Below are 17220 nucleotides of genomic sequence, written 5' to 3' on the forward strand. Positions count from 1 at the left end.
TCGCTGAACCATGGTTTCGCTTCCGAACTACGACGCAGCAAGCGCCTTTCTCGACGACGCGAAGGCGCGTGGGCTCTCCGTTGCGACGGCCGAGAGCTGCACCGGTGGATTGATCGCGGCGTCGCTTGCGGCAGTTCCCGGTGCTTCGGCGGCGCTGGAGCGCGGGTTCGTCACCTATTCGGACGAGGCCAAGACCGAGATGCTGGGCGTGCCGGCAGCGCTGATCGATGCGCATGGCGCGGTGAGCCGAGAGGTGGCGCTGGCGATGGCCGAGGGCGCTTTGGCGTACAGCCGCGCCAACATCGCTGTGGCGGTGACCGGCGTCGCCGGGCCTGATGGCGGTAGCGACGTCAAGCCTGTCGGCCTGGTGCACATCGCTGCGGCGCGGCGAGGCGGCGAGACGCTACATGAGGAGAAGCGTTACGGCGATCTCGGGCGCCACGAAATCCAAGCGCAGACCGTGCTTGATGCGTTGGGGCTGCTACGCCGGCTGTTGGACTAGCCGGCGGCGCGCTTCGTTTTCGAACGCGTTCATGATGCGGCCGGCGAGCTTGTCTTTGTTGGCGGAGATCGCAGCTTGCAGCACCGGGTTCTTGAACTCGTAGGCGATCCAGTAGCGAACGTGCGCGCCCGTCTCGTGCGGCTTGAACCACCAGCGGTTCTGTAGCGCGTGCAGCGGGCCTTTGACCAGCGCGACTTCCACTTCGCCTTTGTCCGGTTCGCAGCGCACGGCGGTTGAGAACGTCACCTTGATCGCCTGCCAGCCGACATTGGCTTCCGCCACGCCCTTCCAACCGCCGTCTGGCAGTTTCTCTTCTTTCGTGATGCGCATGCTCTGCAAGAACGGCACGAATTGGGGATAGACGCGGACATCGCCGACGAGGCGGCACAGATCATCGGGCGCGTACGGTAGGATGCGCGCGGCTTCGATGATGGTGCGGGCCATGTTAGGCTTGCGTTTGCGCCAGGCGCGCGGCTTTGAGACGCGCGAAGTCTTCGCCGGCATGGTGCGAGGAGCGCGTTAGCGGGCTGGCGGATACCATCAAGAAGCCCTTGGCGTAGGCGATGGTTTCGAGCGCTTTGAACTCCTCCGGCGTCCAGAAGCGGTCGATGGCGGCGTGCTTCTTGGTCGGCTGCAGGTATTGGCCGATGGTGAGGAAATCGACGCCGGCGACGCGGAGATCGTCCATCACCTGCAACACTTCGTCCTTGGCTTCGCCAAGACCGACCATGAGGCCGCTCTTTGTGAACTGGGTCGGATCGCGCTGCTTCACGGAGTCGAGCAAGCGCAGCGATTGGTAGTAACGCGCGCCGGGGCGGATCGAGTGGTAGAGCCGCGGTACGGTTTCGAGATTGTGGTTGAACACATCGGGCTTCGCATCGATGACGCGGTCGGCCGCGCCTGGCTTGCGCAGAAAGTCAGGCGTTAGAATCTCAATTGTTGTGTCCGGCGCAGAGCGGCGGATGGCTTCGATGGTGCGCACGAAGTGATCGGCGCCGCCGTCGTCGAGATCATCGCGATCGACGCTGGTGACGACGACGTGCTTCAGGCCCATCTGCGCTGTGGCGTAGGCGACGTTGTCGGGCTCATTCTGATCGAGCGGCAGCGGTTTGCCCGTCGCCACGTTGCAGAAGCTGCAAGCGCGCGTGCAGATGCCGCCGAGGATCATGAAGGTGGCGTGCTTTTGGCTCCAGCATTCGCCGATATTGGGGCAGCCGGCTTCTTCGCAGACGGTGTGAAGCTTTAGCTCGCGCACTAGCTCCTTGGTTTGGTGGTAGCCGAGGCTTGTCGGCGCCTTGACCCGGATCCAGTCTGGCTTCCGAGGACTAGGCGAATCCGGCCGGCCCTCCTTTTCAGGGTGGCGGGGGCGGCTCTTCTCCCCTTCCTGGCGCAAATCAATCAGCGTCGGCACGGACTGAACATGACCCTCCCGGCCTTATCCCGCAACGTCCAGACCTGGATGGCGCCCTTGCGGCTTCAACGGGTTAATGGCGCCTTCACTTGCCCAGCCTTAATTGCCCCGCTAGTTTCTGTTACAGCCGTGAAACAATAATCACGGGTTGAGCGTCTCCTCCGTAGGACGCTTAGGGCGGATCAGTTCGGAGGCTTAAGTCTCATGGCGCATCGACCGTTCGAGCTTGCGCGCACCCGCGTCACCTTGTTCGAAGCTCTGCTCAGGGCCCGCGACCAGCGCGGCGGCAAGTATCCCATTCTCGAAGATCACGAGCGCAAGGTGCTGTCGTATGACGACCTCGTGCGCGCGGCGTTCGCGTTGGGCGGCAAGCTCGATCTGCAGATCAAGAAGAACGAGACCGCTGGCGTGATGCTGCCGACAGGCGCGGGCGCCGTGGTGACATTCTTTGCCCTGCACGCGATCGGCCGAACGCCGGCGATGCTCAACTTCACCGCTGGCGCGATGAATTTGAAGTCCGCGTGCGAAGCGGCGAATGTGAAAAAGATTCTGACCTCGCGGCTCTTCGTGAAGAAGGCCGGACTCGAAGAGCTCGCCGCCGAACTTTCGAAATTCGCGACGCTGATTTACCTCGAAGACATCCGCAAATCGATCGACTTCGGTGACAAGCTGATTGCCCTTACCAAAGGCTCGTTCCCGCGCGTGTTCGCGGCCAAGGGCAGCCCGGACGATACGGCGGTCATTCTCTTTACGTCGGGCTCCTACGGCACGCCGAAGGGCGCGGTGCTGTCGCACGCCAATCTCGTGTCGAACGTCGAGCAAGGCTACGCGCACGTGCCGTTCGAGCCGGATTGGAGCTTCTTCTCGCCGCTGCCGATGTTCCATTGTTTCGGCTTGCTGGGCGGCGTGCTGTTGCCGCTCTTCACCGGCCACAAGACTTTCCTCTTCCCCTCCCCCCTGGCTGTGAAAGAGATTCCGAAGCTGATCAAAGACACCGGCGCCAACGTCTTCTTCGCCACCGACACGTTCGCGCAGCAATATGCGCGCAACGCCGACGACGAAGACATGAAGGGCATCCGCCTCATGGTGCTGGGCGCCGAGCGCGTGCGGCCTGAGACGCGCGAGATGTATCAGAAGCGCTTCGGCGTTGAGTTGCTCGAAGGCTATGGCGCCACCGAAGCGTCGCCGCTGATTTCTGTGAACGTGCCAGCGCGCAATCGTCATGGCACGGTAGGCCAGTTCGTGCCGGACCTGGAGTGGAAGCTTGAGCCGGTGCCGGGCATCGAAGGCGGGCAAAAGCTTTATGTGCGCGGCCCGAACGTGATGCGCGGCTATCTCGATCCGACCAAGCCGTTCGGCATCGATCTTTTGCCGCAAGGTTGGCACGACACGGGCGACGTCGTTGACGTCGATGCCGAGGGCTACATCCGCATTCTTGGCCGCGTGAAGCGTTTCGCCAAGGTCGGCGGCGAGATGGTGTCGCTGAACGCCGTCGAGAGCTATGCGCAGCAAGTGTGGCCGGGCGCGACGCATGCGGCGATCGCGATGCCCGACTCGCGCAAGGGCGAACGCATCATGCTCTTCACCAGCCAACAGGACGCTGAATCGAGCGCATTCACGGCGTGGTGCAGGGCCAATGGCGTGGCCGACATCGCGGTGCCGAAGAAGATCGTGCCCGTGGAAGAAATTCCGCTGCTCGGCACCGGCAAGACCGATTACGTCGCGCTTGGGCGTTTGGCGGCGGACTTGGTGGCGCAGGCCGAGGCGGCTTGAGGCGCCACGCCGTTGCGGGACTTCTAGCGTTCGTCGGTGTTTCGGCGTGCGCTACATCGGCCAACGATCCGATTGTTGGGTGCTGGGAACGCGAAGCCGATGAAGGCAGTGTTGCGCTGATCCTCGACGGCGACGGTAACGGCGAATTCAGACTGAGCGACGAGGCCAGCGAATGGCCGGTCAGTTTCGTCTTTCCTCGCGTCCGTTGGAATCGAAGCGCCGACGGCTATGTGCTGCGCTACAGCGAAACATCGCTGCAACGGGCGCACGTACACCTCGCAAGTATCGAACAGTCTCAGCTTTTGATCGGCGCTCAATCTGAACGTTACGTCCGCTCCGACGGCAATGCGTGCCGATAACTGCGGTCTCAATCGCGGCCGTCTATCGTCATCGTGCCGTCGGCACGTGAGCATGTGACAGTCCAGGTTGCTGTCCAGAAATTTGAAGCGCGCGACGCGGCGTTCGGCGGTGTCTTCGATGATTGCCGCCGGCTGACCGAGGCTGGTTGCGGTGCTGGCGATGGTCTCCAGACACGATTCAAATGGTACGGACTGTACCATGGGTGCGTTCGGGTCGGCGCTTGCGGCTGGATCGCCTTGGAACGTGGCCGCGTACTCGGAGGCTTCCGATACGGTTGGTGAGGACGGCTGCGGTTGTTGCGCCGGCATCTCAGGCAACGAGAACTCGGGAAGACTGAATTCCGGCATCCGCCAATTGCCAAGCGCTCCACTATTTGGTCCCGTCGTCAGAACGACAATGGCGGCGACGATCACGATGAGTGCTGCACGGCCCGGCCAGCGCGGCGGTTCGTCGGCTTCATGCGTGGGTTCGGGCCATTGGCTCATGCGGCCGCCACCACTTCGATTTCGAGCAGCCAGGCTTCCTCGAAGATGCCGCAGATGATGACGGTGATCGCCGGCGTGCGGTCGCCCATGATTTCGTTGCGGATGGCGCGGTTTTCGAGATTGTATTTGCGGTCGCTGAGGAACGTGGTGACCTTCACCAGATTGTCGAGCGTCATGCCGACTTCGGCGAGTTGCGCTTCGATGTTCTTCCAAATCAGGCGGGATTGGTCGGCGAAGCTTTCCGGCAGGGCGCCGTCACGCGTCGCGGGCACTTGGCCGCTGACGTAGGCGAAGCGCGTCGCGGCGGAGACCTCGACGATCTGCGCGTAGCCGCCGGTGGGTTGCGGGGCCGAGGATGCGTTGTGGGCGGTGAGCTTCATGACAGCGCACTTTTGCTATGGGACGACTGAGCGGGCATCGAACTTGTGCGTCTCGTGTTGCTGAGGCGTCGCGGACATTCAAACTCACGATAATAGTCTAGTCTCGATTGAAGGATGTTTCGCCGGACTGTTGCCGCCTCTCGCAAACGGCCCTCCCGTTCATGGTGCGCAGCAAGGCTGAGAGACAGCCCGGTGTCGTCATGCAATTCCACCGGAAACTGCCAGCTACCATAGTCGAGAGCGACGAGCTCAGTTTTCAATACTTGATTGGCGCCTTGGAAGTCGCCGTTGCCAATCTTTAGCTCGGCCGCTGCGACAGAGCTGAGCCCGCGCGCCAACAACGGGTCGGTGCACTCTGCGGATGGCGCTCCACAAGCTGCGAGTGTCGCCAAGACCACTATGGCGAGAGAATTTTCAAATCGCGGCATCAGACGTGCAGCACGCGACCGTACGCATCGAGCACAGCTTCGTGCATCATCTCGCTCAGCGTCGGATGCGGGAAAACCGTTTCCATGAGTTCATGCTCGGTGGTCTCCGTCTGCATCGCAATGGCATACCCCTGGATCAATTCGGTGACTTCGGCGCCGATCATGTGGGCGCCGAGGAGTTCGCCGGTCTTGGCGTCGAACACGACTTTGACCATGCCCTGATCCTCACCGAGCGCGATGGCTTTGCCGTTGCCGACGAAGGGAAAGCGGCCGACTTTGACGTCGCGGCCCTGCTCTTTCGCTTTGGCTTCGGTGAGGCCGACGCTGGCGACTTGCGGATGGGAATAGGTGCAACCGGGAATGCGCTCCTTGATCATCGGGTGCGGCTTCTGGCCAGCGATGGCTTCGATGCAGATGATGCCTTCGTGGCTGGCTTTGTGCGCCAGCCACGGCGCGCCGGTGACATCGCCGATCGCGTAGAGGCCGGCGATGTTGGTTTTCCCATAGCCGTCCGTGACGATGTGGCCCTTCTCGGTTTTGACGCTGAGCGCTTCAAGACCGAGGTTCTCGATGTTGCCGGTGATGCCGACAGCGACGATGGCGTGGCTGGCGGTGAGCGTTTCTTCTTTGCCGTTTGAGGACACGACGGCTTCGACGCCGTTCGCCGTCGCCTTCAGTGACTTCGCTTCGGTGGAGGTGAGGATCTTCAGCCCCTCCTTCTCGTAGCGCTTCTTGGCGAAGGCTGAGATTTCTTCGTCTTCGACCGGTAGCACTCGATCGAGCAATTCCACCACCGTCGTTTTCACGCCGAACGTGGCGTAGAAGCTGGCGAACTCGATGCCGATGGCGCCGGAGCCGAACACGAGCAGCGAGTCCGGCCACGATGGCGGCGTCATCGCATCGCGATAGGTCCAGATGCGTTTGCCGTCAGCCTTCAAGCCAGCCGCAGGAATTTCGCGGGCGCGGGCGCCTGTAGCGAGGATGACGTGCTTGGCGTCGTAAGTGGCATCTTTGCCGTCCTTGGCCTTCACGATCACCTTCGGCGCAGCACTCCCCTTCTCAAGGCGCGCCTCGCCTTCGATCACGGTGATCTTGTTCTTCTTCATCAGAAACTGGACGCCCTTCTCCATGCGTCCGGCGACGCCGCGTGACCGCTTCACCACCGCCTCAGGATCGAACTTCACGTTTTCGATGGTCAGTCCGAAATCCTTGGCGTGTTGGGCGTTGCGATAGACTTCGGCGGAGCGCAGCAGCGCCTTTGTCGGGATGCAGCCCCAGTTGAGGCAGATGCCGCCTAAGCGGTCGCGTTCGACGATGGCGGTTTTCAAACCGAGTTGCGCGGCGCGAATGGCGGTGACGTAGCCGCCGGGGCCGGAACCGATCACGATGACGTCGAAGGAGGTGCTCATGGGTCGTACTTAGCAGTCTAACCCGCCGCGTGAAGGTGGGGATTGGCGATGCTGCGATGCGAAATCGTTAAGCGGCGATGCCGAACACGTTGCGGATGCCATCGACGACGAATTGCGCGGCCAGTGCGGCCAGCAGAATGCCGAAGATGCGGGTCAGCATCGAGGCGACAGTTTCGCCCATAATCTTGGACAACGGACCCGCCGCCAAGAACGCGATCAGGCAGAGCGCGAGATTGGCGCCGACACCTGCGAGGATCACGCCGCGTTCGGCGATTGCCTCGTGCTCGGCGAAGAACAGCATGATCGAGGCGATGGCGCCGGGGCCGCTGATGAGCGGGATGGCGAGCGGGAAGACGGAGATGTCGTCCTGGTGGCTCGGGTGCTGCGCCTGTTTGGCGGCGACTTCCTCTGCCCTCTCCTCCCGGCGTTCGGCGCGCTTTTCGAACAGCATGTCAACGGCGATGAGGAACAAGAGGATGCCACCGGCGATGCGGAACGCGTCGATGGAGACGTGAATCTGTTCCAAGAGCCAGGCGCCGCCGAAGGCGAACGCGAGCAAGATGCCGGTCGCGATTGCGATCGATTTCCACGCCATCGTGCGACGCCATTCGGGCGTCATGCCGGCAGTCATGGTCGTGAACATCGGCGCCATCGCCACCGGATCGATGGCGACGAAGAAGGTCACGAACGAGGCGAGCAGCAGCGAAAGCATGGAGCGCGTTTAACCGATTCAGCGGGCGATTGCTTGGAATTCTGACGGGGCGTTGGCGCTTGATCGTTCGTGCGTATGCCGGCGAGACGCTGGCGGTCCATGGGACAGCGGTCTATCCGGACAACGCTTGGCGATTATGTTTCGTGGGGTGAGCTTGACGCGGCGGTGATGGCCGAGTGATCAGGTTGGCGGCGGATCTGAAGAGCGTGTGCAATGCTGCACCGTCGGTTCTTCGCCGCGCACGCCCCAGCGATAGATCCCGACGTTGGTATCGAATTCCTGCAGCAAATTGAGCATCTCAGTATATAAAGTGAACACGCCAGCGGTCCAACTGCACTCCGCGTAGGCATCGCAATTGTTTGGAAGCCAGCGCGGCGCCCCGCCGTCCTGCCAATGCCTGAATTCATTCGGTCCGACACGATAATAGAACGCGACGCCATCTTCCTCGCATCGAAACACCGCAGCTTCTTGCGCTTGCGCCGGTAAAGCCAGGACCGTCAGTGCGAGAAATGCCGCAACAATGACACGCATAGGCCCCTCCTCCCGCAAGAGGGGACGTTCGCGCCGATGCAATGCTTCGTCAATCCGCACGCGCACCGGGATCACGTCGGCCGTTTGTCTTTCGCGCCTAGGATCAGGAACCACAGGCACGTGCCGAGTTCGCCGATGGCGCTGGGGGTGTGGATGTAGTCGGCGATGGGCGTTGCTTCGTAGCCGGGCGCGAAGAACGACAGGAAGAAGTGCGTGACGTAGCCGATGCAGCCGAGGATGAGGAAGATGCCGAGGATGCGCGGGATCGTGCCGCTTTTGGCGATGAGCCAGCCGAGCGGTGCGAGCCACAGGCCCCAGAAGATGCCGACGAGCGACGCGCCGCGATTGTAGGCGTCGGTGTGTTGGGCGATGGCGGCGATCGTGTTGGCGGCGCCCTCCCCGGTTGCGAGTTGAAGGATCGCCATGTGCTCGCTGATATTGGCGAACGAGATCGGCACGCTGACGAGCGCGAAACCGAGCATCAGCAGCGCTGCGATGCGGCCGAGCGGCGCGAGCAACACGTAGAGCAGCACCGGCGTGATGACGAAGAAGATCTGGCAGACGATGCCGGCGGTGATGCCGAGGCGGAAGAGTTGCGCCTGAGCTTGGGCGTTGGCGAACGTTGTCGCGGCGTCGGCGCCGATGATCTCGGCGGGGACGATGAGCAGATTGAACGCGCCAGTGAGGGCTACGACGAGGTAGCTCAGGCCGGCGATGCGGGCTTGGGTGGCGTAGGAAAGGGTCATAACGCATTCAAACGCGCTACGATCGGGCGCGCCACCTAATTTTGGCGTGCTACGTGACTTAGCCGCGCTCCTTCGCGGGCATGTAGCCCGTGATGTCTTCCGGCCACTCGAGCAAACCATGTGCTTCGAGCAGATCTACCCGACCATCCTTGATGAAGAGCACGATGCCAATATCGCGAAGCACATCATCCGGCTTGTCCGGCGGATATGCACGTCCACTGATTGGCCCGCTCGCTTGCAACACCGGAACATCAGTTGGCAGCTCAAAACTGAGAAAGAAGCCCCACCCGCTGTATTCCATGGACCCGAACGTCAGCGCCCTAACCTGAGCCGTCAGGACATCGCGGAATTCTTCTTGGTAAGTCGCGAAGAACTCAAGGGCTCGACGCGCTAGTGCTTCGTACTCTTCCCATTGGGGCCGAGGCGCCTCCTCTGGCTTCGGCGCGGTAACGATCCGCTTCACAGCAACATCGCCATCGGGTCTTCCAGGAAGCTCTTGAAGGCTTTGAGGAACGCTGCGCCGAGCGCGCCATCAACGACGCGGTGATCGCACGTCACCGTGACCGTCATCATAGTGGCGATGGCGAGGGCGTCGTTCTTCACGATCGGGCGTTTTTCGCCGGCGCCGATGCTCATGATCATGCCGTGCGGTTCGTTGATGATCGAGGCGAAGCTCTTGATGCCGAGCATGCCCATGTTCGAGATCGTGAACGTGCCGCCTTGGAATTCTTCGGGCTTCAGCTTTTTGTTGCGCGCACGGTCGGCGAGATCGGTCATTTCGTGGCTGATTTGCGCGAGGCCCTTGGTTTCGGCGGCCCAGACGATCGGCGTGATTAGGCCGTGAGGGATGGCGACGGCGACGCCGATGTCGGCGTGGTGGTGCATGGCTAGCCCATCGGGCGTGTAGCTGGCGTTGGCTTCGGGCACGAGCTTTAGCGCGAGGGCGGCCGCCTTGATGCACATGTCGTTGACGGAGATTTTCACGCCGTTGTCGGCGAAGCGCTTGTTGATCTCGCCGCGGGCTTTCAGCAGCGCGTCGATTTCGAGATCGATGGTGAGCGGAAAGTGCGGCACGTCGCGGAACGAGGCCGTCATGCGCTTGGCGATGGTTTTGCGCATGAGGTCGAGCGGGACGAGATCGTAGCTTCCGGGGCGGATGCCTTGCTGTTCGAGCGACAGATGCGCCGGCGCTTGTTGCGGCGCGGGCTTGGCGACTTCGCGCGATTGTTGCGGCGCTTGGGCGGCGCGCGGGGATTTGGCGGCGGCTTCGATGTCGGACTTTACGATGCGGCCGTTGGGGCCGGAGCCGCGGAGGCCGGAGAGATCGATGCCGCCTTGCTCGGCGAGACGGCGGGCGAGTGGGGAAGCCAACACGCGCTCCCCGCCCCTTGTGGGCGCGGTTGGGGGCGGGGTAGCGGCGGTGTTCTCTCCGGATGAAGCGCCGCCCGCACCCCCCTCGCTGCCCTCCCCCACAAGGGGGGAGGATGACTGAGTTTGCGTCGCCTTCTTTTGTGCCTGCAACGTCTCTTCCTTCTTCACCGGCTTCGCCGCTTCGCCTTCACCCGCAAGCGTTGCGATCGGGGTGTTGACCTTCACGCCTTGGCTGCCCTCAGGCACCAGAATTTCCGCGATCACGCCTTCATCGACGGCTTCGACTTCCATCGTCGCTTTATCGGTTTCGATCTCGGCGATGACTTGGCCGGGTTCGATCTTGTCGCCCACCTTGACGTGCCACTTGGCGAGGTTGCCCTCTTCCATCGTGGGCGACAAAGCGGGCATGGTGATCGAAGTCGTCATAGTCGGTGAACCTATTGCCGAACGAAGGCTTTGGAGACAATTTTCCAGACGCCGTTGATCTTCGCCAACGTGATGGCGTCGTAGTAGCGAGCCTCGTAGCGGAAGAACACGGTGGCGAGGCGGCCATCGAGAATGTGGACTTCGAGGATTTCGCCATCGCGTGCGCCGTTCGCCGGGCTTGGGCCTTCGACCCAAGTCGTGATCACGTCGCCCATATCGCGAAACGTGCGCAGGGTATCGACGCCCTGCTGATTGGGTTGCACTGAGACCATGGTGGCATCATCGGCGGCGAACGCGCGCTCGAGCCGCTCGCGACTGTGCTCGCCCTGGCCGTGGAAATAATCGAACACGACGGCGCGGATCGCCTCTTCATCGCTGGCCGCTGTTTGTGCGCTTGCGGGCGCAGCAAAGCTTGCGAATGCAGCGAAGAAGAGGACGGCGAAAAAGCGAGGCATGGATCTTAAGTCCTATTGTCTGATGAAGGCTTTGGCGACGATGCGCCATTGGCCGTCGATCTTCATGAGCGTGAGCGCGTCGTAGAACATCGTGGTTGAGCGGAAGATCACCGTGGCGATGCGACCGTCGACGACTTGCATGTCGAGAATTTCGCCGTCGCGTCCGGGAGCGGCTGGATTGGGGTTGGCGGACCAGTTGGTGATGACTTCGTTCATGTCGCGCCAGGTGCGGAGCGATTCCGTGCCGTCCTGCGCGCGCATGAGGCCGACCATGGTGGCGTTGTCGGCGACGAAGGCGCGGTTGAGTTGCTCGGCGCTGGAGACGGTCTGCCCGTTGAAATAGTCGAACACGGCGGCGCGGATGCCTTCTTCGTCGCTGTGGTGCTGCGCCAACGCGGGCGCGGCGGGGGCGAGGAAGAGGAACAACGCGGCGATGAAGCGAAGCATGGAAATCTCCCGGATCATGTTGGTTCGGCCAGCGTCATAGGCGTCCAACGCGATGCGCGGCGCTTCAAGCGCTCTTCGACGGATTCACCTTCCAATGACGTCAGCGTGACCGGGAGATTTTTGAGTTCGCCGATTTGAAGGCCGACGACGTTGATGACGCCGATCGCGCCGCGCTCGCTCTCCATGTGCGTGGCGACGTATGTGCCGCAAGCGGGGCAAATGAGGTAATCCGCGGTCTTGTGGCCGAAGCGGTAGCGCGTGAGGGGCTTGGTTGCGGTGAGCTGCAGGATGCCTTCTGGGTCGCTGGCGGATTTAGCGCCGCGCGACGAGCAGAAGCTGCAGCCGTCAGCGCGGAGACGGACGGGTTGGTCCGTTTCGTACGTGGCGCTGACCACGCCGCAATGGCATGCGCCCCGGTAGATCATTGCGTGACCTCCCGCACCCGGTACCCACCTTGGCAAACGACTGAAATGCTATTCGCCATGGCAAGGATATAGAACTCGCTTAGTCCAACGCCGTGCTCCGCGAACGCGGGTTGAATCGCCTTTCGAAAGTGATCAACACGAGGCGTTTCATCACTGCGGTAGATACGCGCCGGTCGATTGAGCTGCCCGCGCTCGGCTTGCTGACCGGACATGGCGTCGAAGAACTCGTCCGTGAAGTCAAACGCCCACACGGGAGCAAACGTGACAGAAAACCGGCGTGGAGATTTCCGCACCGACACGCCGACTTCTAACGGTCCTCCGTAGTAGGAAAAGGTCACGTTCTCGATCTCGACGAATTCAAATTCATCGAGCGGGGATTCTTCCGCATGCCAGATGGTACTTGTCGGCATCAGCGATACGTCACGGCTTTCACGGCATCGACGATGTCGTCCACGTTTGGCAGCGCGAGCGCTTCTAAGTTGGCGGCATATGCGAGCGGCGCGTCGACTTGGTGGATGCGGGTTGGGGGGGCGTCGAGATAGTCGAACGCTTCGCTCATGACGCGGGCGCAGATTTCGGCGCCGACGCCGGATTGGCCCCAGCCCTCTTCCACGGTGACGAGGCGGTTGGTTTTCTTCACGCTCTCGATGATGGTCGCGCTGTCGAGCGGGCGGAGGGTGCGGAGATCGATGACTTCCGCTTCGATGCCTTGCTTGGAGAGTTCGTCGGCGGCTTTGAGGGCGTGGCCGACCATGCGCGCGTGCGCGGTGATGGTGACGTCGACGCCCTGGCGACGGACTTTGGCTTTGCCGATCGGGACGATCCAATCGGCGACGTCGGGGATTTCGAACTCGGTGCCGTAGAGCATTTCGTGTTCGAGGAAGACGACCGGGTTCGGATTTCGGATGGCGGCTTTGAGCAAGCCTTTGGCGTCAGCGGCGTCGTAGGGCGCGATGACGATGAGGCCGGGGATGTGAGAGTACCACGACGAGTAATCTTGGCTGTGCTGCGCGGCGACGCGGCTGGCTGCGCCGTTGGGGCCGCGGAAGACGATCGAGGACTTGATCTGGCCGCCGGACATGTAGAGCGTTTTGGCGGCGGAGTTGATGATGTGGTCGATCGCTTGCATCGCGAAATTCCAAGTCATGAACTCGACGATAGGCTTCAGGCCCGCCATCGCCGCGCCGACGCCGAGGCCGGCGAAGCCGTGTTCGGTGATGGGGGTATCGACGACGCGCGTCGGGCCGAACTCTTGCAGGAGTTCGCGCGTGACTTTGTAGGCGCCTTGGTACTCGGCGACCTCTTCGCCCATGACGAAGACTTTGTCGTCGCGGCGCATCTCTTCGGCCATGGCGTCACGCAACGCGTCGCGGAGCGTGATTTTAATCATCTGCGTGCCGGCTGGGATTTCGGGATCTGTTTGCGCGGTTGGGCCCCCGCCCCCTTGCGGGGCGGGGGTTGGGGGTGGGGGGCGGTCCGTCGTGCGTGTGCTTGCAGGCGTTGGCGCGTCGGAACGCCCCCCCTCACCCTGCCCTCTCCCCCGCGAGGGGGGAGAGAGTTTTTGTTGCACGGCTTCGCCTTCGCCCTGCAGCTCGGCGATCGGGGTGTTCACCTTCACACCTTGCGCGCCTTCTTCGATCAGGAGCGCCGTCACTGTGCCTTCGTCGACGGCTTCGACTTCCATCGTGGCTTTGTCGGTTTCGATCTCGGCGATGACTTGGCCGGGTTCGATTTTGTCGCCGACCTTCACCAACCACTTGGCAAGGTTACCCTCCTCCATCGTTGGAGAAAGCGCGGGCATGAGGATTTGCGTCATCAGTTCAAGATCCCGAGAACGGCAAGGAAGATAAATGCGCACGCGACGATTCCAGCGAGCCAAAACAGCGGACGAATGACCGGCCAGCCGGCGAGGTAGATCACGGCGTGGCCCACGCGCGCCCAGAAGAAGAGCTGCGCGCCGAGGATTGTCCATTGGTTGGAGATGTTGGCGACGGCGGCGATGAGAACGAGCGGTACGAAGAACCAAAGGTTTTCGCGCAGGTTCTCAACGTTGCGCTTGGCGCGCGCCGGGAACGTGTTGGACGCGGGAAGATTGTCGCGGTTGTTGGCGAGGACGAGGCCGCCGTGCTGGCGGATGTTGGCGCTGGCTTGGATCATCACGACGATGAAAAGCAGCAGGATCGAATAGGCGAGATAGGTAAGCTCCGGCGTCATTGTTGTTTCCCCCTGCGCGCAAGCATCATCAGCATCAGCCGCGCCATGCCGTAGTAGAAGAGCGCCACGCCGGCGGCGATGGCGAGCACTACGCCGATCATGTCGCCGATACCCATGAGCATCGCCGCCGTAGCGGGATCGAGCAGCATCACAATCGCCATCAGCGTGCATGAGACCGTGATGGCGACGGCGACATAACCGAGCGCAAGGTTGTGGCGATCGCGGCCGGTCCATTCGCGACGCGCCGCGAAGCGGCTGCCGGCCAGGTACACGAGCGCTGCGAACACGCCGATGCCAATGCCGGTGCTAGGCAAGTCCACGCCGACGGTGCGCAACAAGTTCACGATGAAGCCGAGCAGGATCAGCGCAACGATATACACAACCGCAAACCAGCGCAGGTTCGCGGCGACGGAGTACGTCGGTTGCGCGGCTTCGCTCACAGATAGATGTCCGTCATCAGCTCGGACGGATCGGGCTCTGGGCTTTGTTGCGCGAACTCGGCGCTTTCGGTGACCACGGTGCGGATGTCGCGGTCGATTTGCTTCAGTTCATCCTCGGTGGCGTGGCCGGCGTCGATCAGCAGCTTCTTCACGTGCTCGATCGGGTCGCGCTTGGACTTCTGTTCGTCCACCTCTTCCTTGGTGCGATATTTGGCGGGGTCAGACATGGAGTGGCCGCGATAGCGGTAGGTCTTCATCTCTAGCAAATACGGCCCCTCGCCCGTGCGCGCGCGTTCGACGGCGCGTCTGCCGGCTTCACGCACGGCAACGACATCCATGCCGTCCACTTCTTCGCCCGGAATGTTGAAGCTGATGCCGCGCTTGTGCAGATGCGTCTCCGAGGTTGAGCGCTGGATCGAGGTGCCCATGGCGTACTGGTTGTTCTCGATCACGAACACGACCGGCAGCTTCCAGAGCGCGGCCATATTGAAGCTCTCGTAGACTTGGCCTTGGTTGGCGGCGCCGTCGCCGAAATAGGTGAGACAGACTTTGCCGTCGCCGCGATATTTGTTGGCGAAGGCGAGGCCGGCGCCGAGCGAGACTTGCGCGCCGACGATGCCGTGGCCGCCGTAAAACGCCTTCTCGATGCTGAACATATGCATCGATCCGCCCTTGCCCTTGGAGTAGCCGCCACTCCTGCCGGTGAGTTCGGCCATGACGCCGTTGGCGGTCATGCCGGCGGCGAGCATGTGGCCGTGATCGCGATAGGCGGTGATCACTTGGTCGCCGTCTTTCAGCGCGGCTTGCATGCCGACGACGACGGCTTCCTGGCCGATATAGAGGTGGCAGAAGCCACCAATCAGCCCCATGCCGTAGAGCTGCCCGGCGCGCTCCTCGAAGCGGCGGATCAGCATCATGTCGCGGTAGTACTGAAGCAGATCGTCCTTGGTCGCTTCGGCGCTTGCCTTGCCGTTGCCTTTGGCCATTCGCACGTTCCTCCGCCACCACGACATGACGCGCGCACGCGCGATGTCCACGTCGCGCGGCGCGTTTCTCTTATGCGGTAATGACTTGGCTCGCCAGGAAGCTTTGCGATGCTGCATTGCAGCAGAGGACCGCCGGCGCCCGCTCAGACGCGCCGGGAAAATCGGGCGCTGCCTCCGAGGGGGATGCAAGGCGTCCCAAACGGGCGCCGGCGTTCTTGGTTGCGCTCAGGGATCGAGCGCGAAGACGAGTTCGTCGCTGTCGCCGGCGGCCAGCGTGATGCGGGCGCGCTCGTCGAGATAGTCGAGGTCGAGGGTTTCGGGGCGCAGACGCGCGGCGCGGGCTTCGAGGTCGGCATGCTCTTCTTCGAGGCCGGCGACGCGTTGCTCGAGCGCGCGTTCCTGCGCTTGCAGGTCGACGTACGCGACGAGGCCTTGGCGGCCTGTCACGGCGTGCGCGCCGAGATAAAGAATGCCCGCGCCTAGAGCGATGCTCATTGCAGCGGTTCCACGTTTCGACATCGTACCGACCCCTCGGAGGCCGGGAAGATGAGTCTCGGTAGTTAATGAAATATTTACGGACTCGAAGAGGCGCGGAACAAAACGAGTCCAAAGAGTCTCGCTGAATCAGCAACTTAGAAGAATGGCGCAAGATGTGGTGGGGCGGAGTCGAGGCGACTCCTACATGGAGACCCGGCGCTTGGTGAAAAATATTTTTGCAGTGATCAGCCAAAAAGGCCGCCGAAAGCGTCGGGAACGAACGAGACCAGACCAAACATCAGCACCGCGAAACGGATCAACATCGTCTTGCGCTCCTCGACCGCCCTCCCCGGCGATGCATTCAAGCTAGGCGCACCTGCGCCCGTTCGCCGTGACAGCCGTCACTGCTTGGGCGGTTCGGCGACGCATGCGAAACTCCCTGAGATGTGGATGACGAAGGCCTGGGGTGCGGTGGCGTTTGCGATGGTGCTGAGCGCCTGTGCGCCGGAACGCGCGCCAACGCCAGAGCCAACGCCGGCTACCGAAACGCAGACGCCGGACTTCGTCGATGTGCGCGCCTTGGCGCCGGATATCGTGGTCGAGATACGCTACGCGGGCGCGGACAATTTCGTCGGCCGGCCGATCGCGGGGTACGAGGCGGCGGTATGTTTGCTGAGCCGCGACGCGGCCACGGCTCTGGCGGCGGTGCACGAGCGGCTGCGCGCGTCCGGGCGTGCGATCAAAGTGTACGATTGCTACCGCCCTGCCCGCGCGGTGGCGGATTTTGCCGTGTGGGCGCGCGATCTCGACGATCAGCGCACCAAGGCGGAATACTATCCCAACGTCGACAAAGCGCAGCTGTTTGAGCTTGGCTACATCGCCGAACGCTCGGGGCATTCGCGCGGATCGACCGTGGATGTTACGCTTGTGGACTGGGCGACAGGCGCCGAGATCGACATGGGCACGTCGTACGACCTGTTCGATCCGCGCTCATGGCCATCGGATGAGAGCGTCGGCGCCGCGGCGCGGGAAAACCGGCGGGTGCTGGCGGCGGCGATGCGGACCTATGGCTTTACCCCGCTCCAGGAGGAGTGGTGGCATTTCACGCTAGAGAACGAACCGTATCCGCAGACGTTCTTCGATGTGCCAGTGCGCTGAGGCCTGTTCCCCCGTGTTCGGTCAGCCACTGTTCATGTGACTTGAGTTACGCGCGTGTGAACGGCGTATGCCCAAATACGGCTG

Annotated in this window: 22 protein-coding genes; 3 read left to right on the forward strand and 19 right to left on the reverse strand. The window is 62.4% G+C overall.

From position 1 onward, the window contains the following. Positions 1-10: 10 nt before the first annotated feature. Positions 11-502, forward strand: a complete 492-nt coding sequence (locus DSM104635_RS09865) for a CinA family protein (protein ID WP_158766036.1) — start codon at positions 11-13, stop codon at positions 500-502. Here the strand turns inward: DSM104635_RS09865 and DSM104635_RS09870 are convergent. Together DSM104635_RS09870 and lipA are read right to left on the reverse strand one after the other, a co-directional pair. Next, on the reverse strand, positions 482-946 hold the full coding sequence (locus DSM104635_RS09870) for a type II toxin-antitoxin system RatA family toxin (RefSeq protein WP_158766037.1): 465 nt from the start codon (positions 944-946) through the stop codon (positions 482-484). The genes DSM104635_RS09865 and DSM104635_RS09870 overlap by 21 nt on opposite strands. Position 947: 1 nt before the next feature. Further along, positions 948-1913: a lipoyl synthase gene (gene lipA, locus DSM104635_RS09875; protein WP_158766038.1), complete on the reverse strand. Its 966-nt coding sequence runs from the start codon at positions 1911-1913 to the stop codon at positions 948-950. 204 nt (positions 1914-2117) lie between these two features. Between lipA and DSM104635_RS09880 the strand changes: the two genes are divergently transcribed. Beyond that, the gene (locus DSM104635_RS09880) at positions 2118-3686 is read left to right on the forward strand and encodes an AMP-binding protein (RefSeq protein ID WP_158766039.1); all 1569 of its coding nucleotides are present in this window, start codon (positions 2118-2120) and stop codon (positions 3684-3686) included. A 23-nt stretch (positions 3687-3709) separates the two neighbouring features. Here the strand turns inward: DSM104635_RS09880 and DSM104635_RS09885 are convergent, their stop codons facing one another. From DSM104635_RS09885 to DSM104635_RS09965, 17 genes are all read right to left on the reverse strand, one after another. Continuing rightward, entirely contained in the window at positions 3710-4531 is an 822-nt protein-coding gene (locus DSM104635_RS09885; protein ID WP_158766040.1) for a hypothetical protein, read from the reverse strand. After that, positions 4528-4911: a RidA family protein gene (locus DSM104635_RS09890; RefSeq protein ID WP_158766041.1), complete on the reverse strand. Its 384-nt coding sequence runs from the start codon at positions 4909-4911 to the stop codon at positions 4528-4530. The genes DSM104635_RS09885 and DSM104635_RS09890 overlap by 4 nt, the downstream gene beginning before the upstream one ends. 427 nt (positions 4912-5338) lie before the next feature. Next, positions 5339-6748, reverse strand: a complete 1410-nt coding sequence (gene lpdA, locus DSM104635_RS09895; RefSeq protein WP_158766042.1) for a dihydrolipoyl dehydrogenase — start codon at positions 6746-6748, stop codon at positions 5339-5341. Positions 6749-6815: 67 nt separating this feature from the next. After that, positions 6816-7460, reverse strand: coding sequence for a MarC family protein (locus DSM104635_RS09900; RefSeq protein ID WP_158766043.1), 645 nt, complete (start codon positions 7458-7460; stop codon positions 6816-6818). Positions 7461-7640: 180 nt separating this feature from the next. Continuing rightward, positions 7641-7991 (reverse strand): hypothetical protein, encoded by a 351-nt coding sequence (locus DSM104635_RS09905; protein ID WP_158766044.1) that lies wholly within the window; start codon positions 7989-7991, stop codon positions 7641-7643. Between the two features lie 71 nt (positions 7992-8062). Continuing rightward, positions 8063-8737, reverse strand: a complete 675-nt coding sequence (locus DSM104635_RS09910; protein WP_158766045.1) for a DUF4386 domain-containing protein — start codon at positions 8735-8737, stop codon at positions 8063-8065. A 58-nt stretch (positions 8738-8795) separates the two neighbouring features. Further along, positions 8796-9200, reverse strand: a complete 405-nt coding sequence (locus DSM104635_RS09915; RefSeq protein WP_158766046.1) for a hypothetical protein — start codon at positions 9198-9200, stop codon at positions 8796-8798. Further along, positions 9197-10534, reverse strand: a complete 1338-nt coding sequence (locus DSM104635_RS09920) for a pyruvate dehydrogenase complex dihydrolipoamide acetyltransferase (protein ID WP_158766047.1) — start codon at positions 10532-10534, stop codon at positions 9197-9199. Before DSM104635_RS09920 ends, DSM104635_RS09915 begins: the two co-directional genes overlap by 4 nt. A gap of 11 nt (positions 10535-10545) precedes the next feature. Then, the gene (locus DSM104635_RS09925) at positions 10546-10989 is read right to left on the reverse strand and encodes a nuclear transport factor 2 family protein (protein WP_158766048.1); all 444 of its coding nucleotides are present in this window, start codon (positions 10987-10989) and stop codon (positions 10546-10548) included. Positions 10990-11001: 12 nt separating this feature from the next. Beyond that, complete coding sequence (locus DSM104635_RS09930; protein WP_228445643.1) at positions 11002-11436, reverse strand: nuclear transport factor 2 family protein; 435 nt, start codon at positions 11434-11436, stop codon at positions 11002-11004. A gap of 14 nt (positions 11437-11450) precedes the next feature. Then, positions 11451-11861, reverse strand: a complete 411-nt coding sequence (locus DSM104635_RS09935; protein ID WP_158766050.1) for a GFA family protein — start codon at positions 11859-11861, stop codon at positions 11451-11453. Then, positions 11858-12271 (reverse strand): hypothetical protein, encoded by a 414-nt coding sequence (locus DSM104635_RS09940; RefSeq protein WP_158766051.1) that lies wholly within the window; start codon positions 12269-12271, stop codon positions 11858-11860. The genes DSM104635_RS09935 and DSM104635_RS09940 overlap by 4 nt, the downstream gene beginning before the upstream one ends. Then, the gene (locus DSM104635_RS09945; protein WP_158766052.1) at positions 12271-13677 is read right to left on the reverse strand and encodes a pyruvate dehydrogenase complex E1 component subunit beta; all 1407 of its coding nucleotides are present in this window, start codon (positions 13675-13677) and stop codon (positions 12271-12273) included. Before DSM104635_RS09945 ends, DSM104635_RS09940 begins: the two co-directional genes overlap by 1 nt. Continuing rightward, a complete protein-coding gene (locus tag DSM104635_RS09950) occupies positions 13677-14075 on the reverse strand; it encodes an MAPEG family protein (protein ID WP_158766053.1) in 399 nt (132 codons plus the stop codon). The genes DSM104635_RS09945 and DSM104635_RS09950 overlap by 1 nt, the downstream gene beginning before the upstream one ends. Then, a complete protein-coding gene (locus DSM104635_RS09955) occupies positions 14072-14515 on the reverse strand; it encodes an ABZJ_00895 family protein (protein ID WP_158766054.1) in 444 nt (147 codons plus the stop codon). The genes DSM104635_RS09950 and DSM104635_RS09955 overlap by 4 nt, the downstream gene beginning before the upstream one ends. After that, positions 14512-15501, reverse strand: coding sequence for a pyruvate dehydrogenase (acetyl-transferring) E1 component subunit alpha (pdhA, locus tag DSM104635_RS09960; protein ID WP_228445644.1), 990 nt, complete (start codon positions 15499-15501; stop codon positions 14512-14514). The genes DSM104635_RS09955 and pdhA overlap by 4 nt, the downstream gene beginning before the upstream one ends. A gap of 225 nt (positions 15502-15726) precedes the next feature. After that, the gene (locus DSM104635_RS09965) at positions 15727-15996 is read right to left on the reverse strand and encodes an FtsB family cell division protein (protein WP_158766055.1); all 270 of its coding nucleotides are present in this window, start codon (positions 15994-15996) and stop codon (positions 15727-15729) included. 432 nt (positions 15997-16428) lie between these two features. Here DSM104635_RS09965 and DSM104635_RS09970 point away from each other — a divergent pair, with 432 nt between their 5' ends. After that, positions 16429-17136 (forward strand): M15 family metallopeptidase, encoded by a 708-nt coding sequence (locus DSM104635_RS09970; protein WP_228445645.1) that lies wholly within the window; start codon positions 16429-16431, stop codon positions 17134-17136. Positions 17137-17220 lie beyond the last annotated feature (84 nt).

Source organism: Terricaulis silvestris, assembly GCF_009792355.1.
Taxonomy (GTDB): Bacteria; Pseudomonadota; Alphaproteobacteria; order Caulobacterales; family Aquidulcibacteraceae; genus Vitreimonas; species Vitreimonas silvestris.

Bases quoted from the DNA above. Each gene is read 5' to 3' on its own strand.
- DSM104635_RS09865 (WP_158766036.1), top strand. From the start codon at position 11: ATGGTTTCGCTTCCGAACTACGACGCAGCAAGCGCCTTTCTCGACGAC.
- DSM104635_RS09870 (WP_158766037.1), bottom strand. From the start codon at position 946: ATGGCCCGCACCATCATCGAAGCCGCGCGCATCCTACCGTACGCGCCC.
- DSM104635_RS09880 (WP_158766039.1), top strand. From the start codon at position 2,118: ATGGCGCATCGACCGTTCGAGCTTGCGCGCACCCGCGTCACCTTGTTC.
- DSM104635_RS09885 (WP_158766040.1), bottom strand. From the start codon at position 4,531: ATGAGCCAATGGCCCGAACCCACGCATGAAGCCGACGAACCGCCGCGC.
- DSM104635_RS09890 (WP_158766041.1), bottom strand. From the start codon at position 4,911: ATGAAGCTCACCGCCCACAACGCATCCTCGGCCCCGCAACCCACCGGC.
- lpdA (WP_158766042.1), bottom strand. From the start codon at position 6,748: ATGAGCACCTCCTTCGACGTCATCGTGATCGGTTCCGGCCCCGGCGGC.
- DSM104635_RS09900 (WP_158766043.1), bottom strand. From the start codon at position 7,460: ATGCTTTCGCTGCTGCTCGCCTCGTTCGTGACCTTCTTCGTCGCCATC.
- DSM104635_RS09905 (WP_158766044.1), bottom strand. From the start codon at position 7,991: ATGCGTGTCATTGTTGCGGCATTTCTCGCACTGACGGTCCTGGCTTTA.
- DSM104635_RS09910 (WP_158766045.1), bottom strand. From the start codon at position 8,737: ATGACCCTTTCCTACGCCACCCAAGCCCGCATCGCCGGCCTGAGCTAC.
- DSM104635_RS09920 (WP_158766047.1), bottom strand. From the start codon at position 10,534: ATGACGACTTCGATCACCATGCCCGCTTTGTCGCCCACGATGGAAGAG.
- DSM104635_RS09925 (WP_158766048.1), bottom strand. From the start codon at position 10,989: ATGCCTCGCTTTTTCGCCGTCCTCTTCTTCGCTGCATTCGCAAGCTTT.
- DSM104635_RS09930 (WP_228445643.1), bottom strand. From the start codon at position 11,436: ATGCTTCGCTTCATCGCCGCGTTGTTCCTCTTCCTCGCCCCCGCCGCG.
- DSM104635_RS09935 (WP_158766050.1), bottom strand. From the start codon at position 11,861: ATGATCTACCGGGGCGCATGCCATTGCGGCGTGGTCAGCGCCACGTAC.
- DSM104635_RS09940 (WP_158766051.1), bottom strand. From the start codon at position 12,271: ATGCCGACAAGTACCATCTGGCATGCGGAAGAATCCCCGCTCGATGAA.
- DSM104635_RS09945 (WP_158766052.1), bottom strand. From the start codon at position 13,677: ATGACGCAAATCCTCATGCCCGCGCTTTCTCCAACGATGGAGGAGGGT.
- DSM104635_RS09950 (WP_158766053.1), bottom strand. From the start codon at position 14,075: ATGACGCCGGAGCTTACCTATCTCGCCTATTCGATCCTGCTGCTTTTC.
- pdhA (WP_228445644.1), bottom strand. From the start codon at position 15,501: ATGGCCAAAGGCAACGGCAAGGCAAGCGCCGAAGCGACCAAGGACGAT.
- DSM104635_RS09965 (WP_158766055.1), bottom strand. From the start codon at position 15,996: ATGAGCATCGCTCTAGGCGCGGGCATTCTTTATCTCGGCGCGCACGCC.
- DSM104635_RS09970 (WP_228445645.1), top strand. From the start codon at position 16,429: ATGACGAAGGCCTGGGGTGCGGTGGCGTTTGCGATGGTGCTGAGCGCC.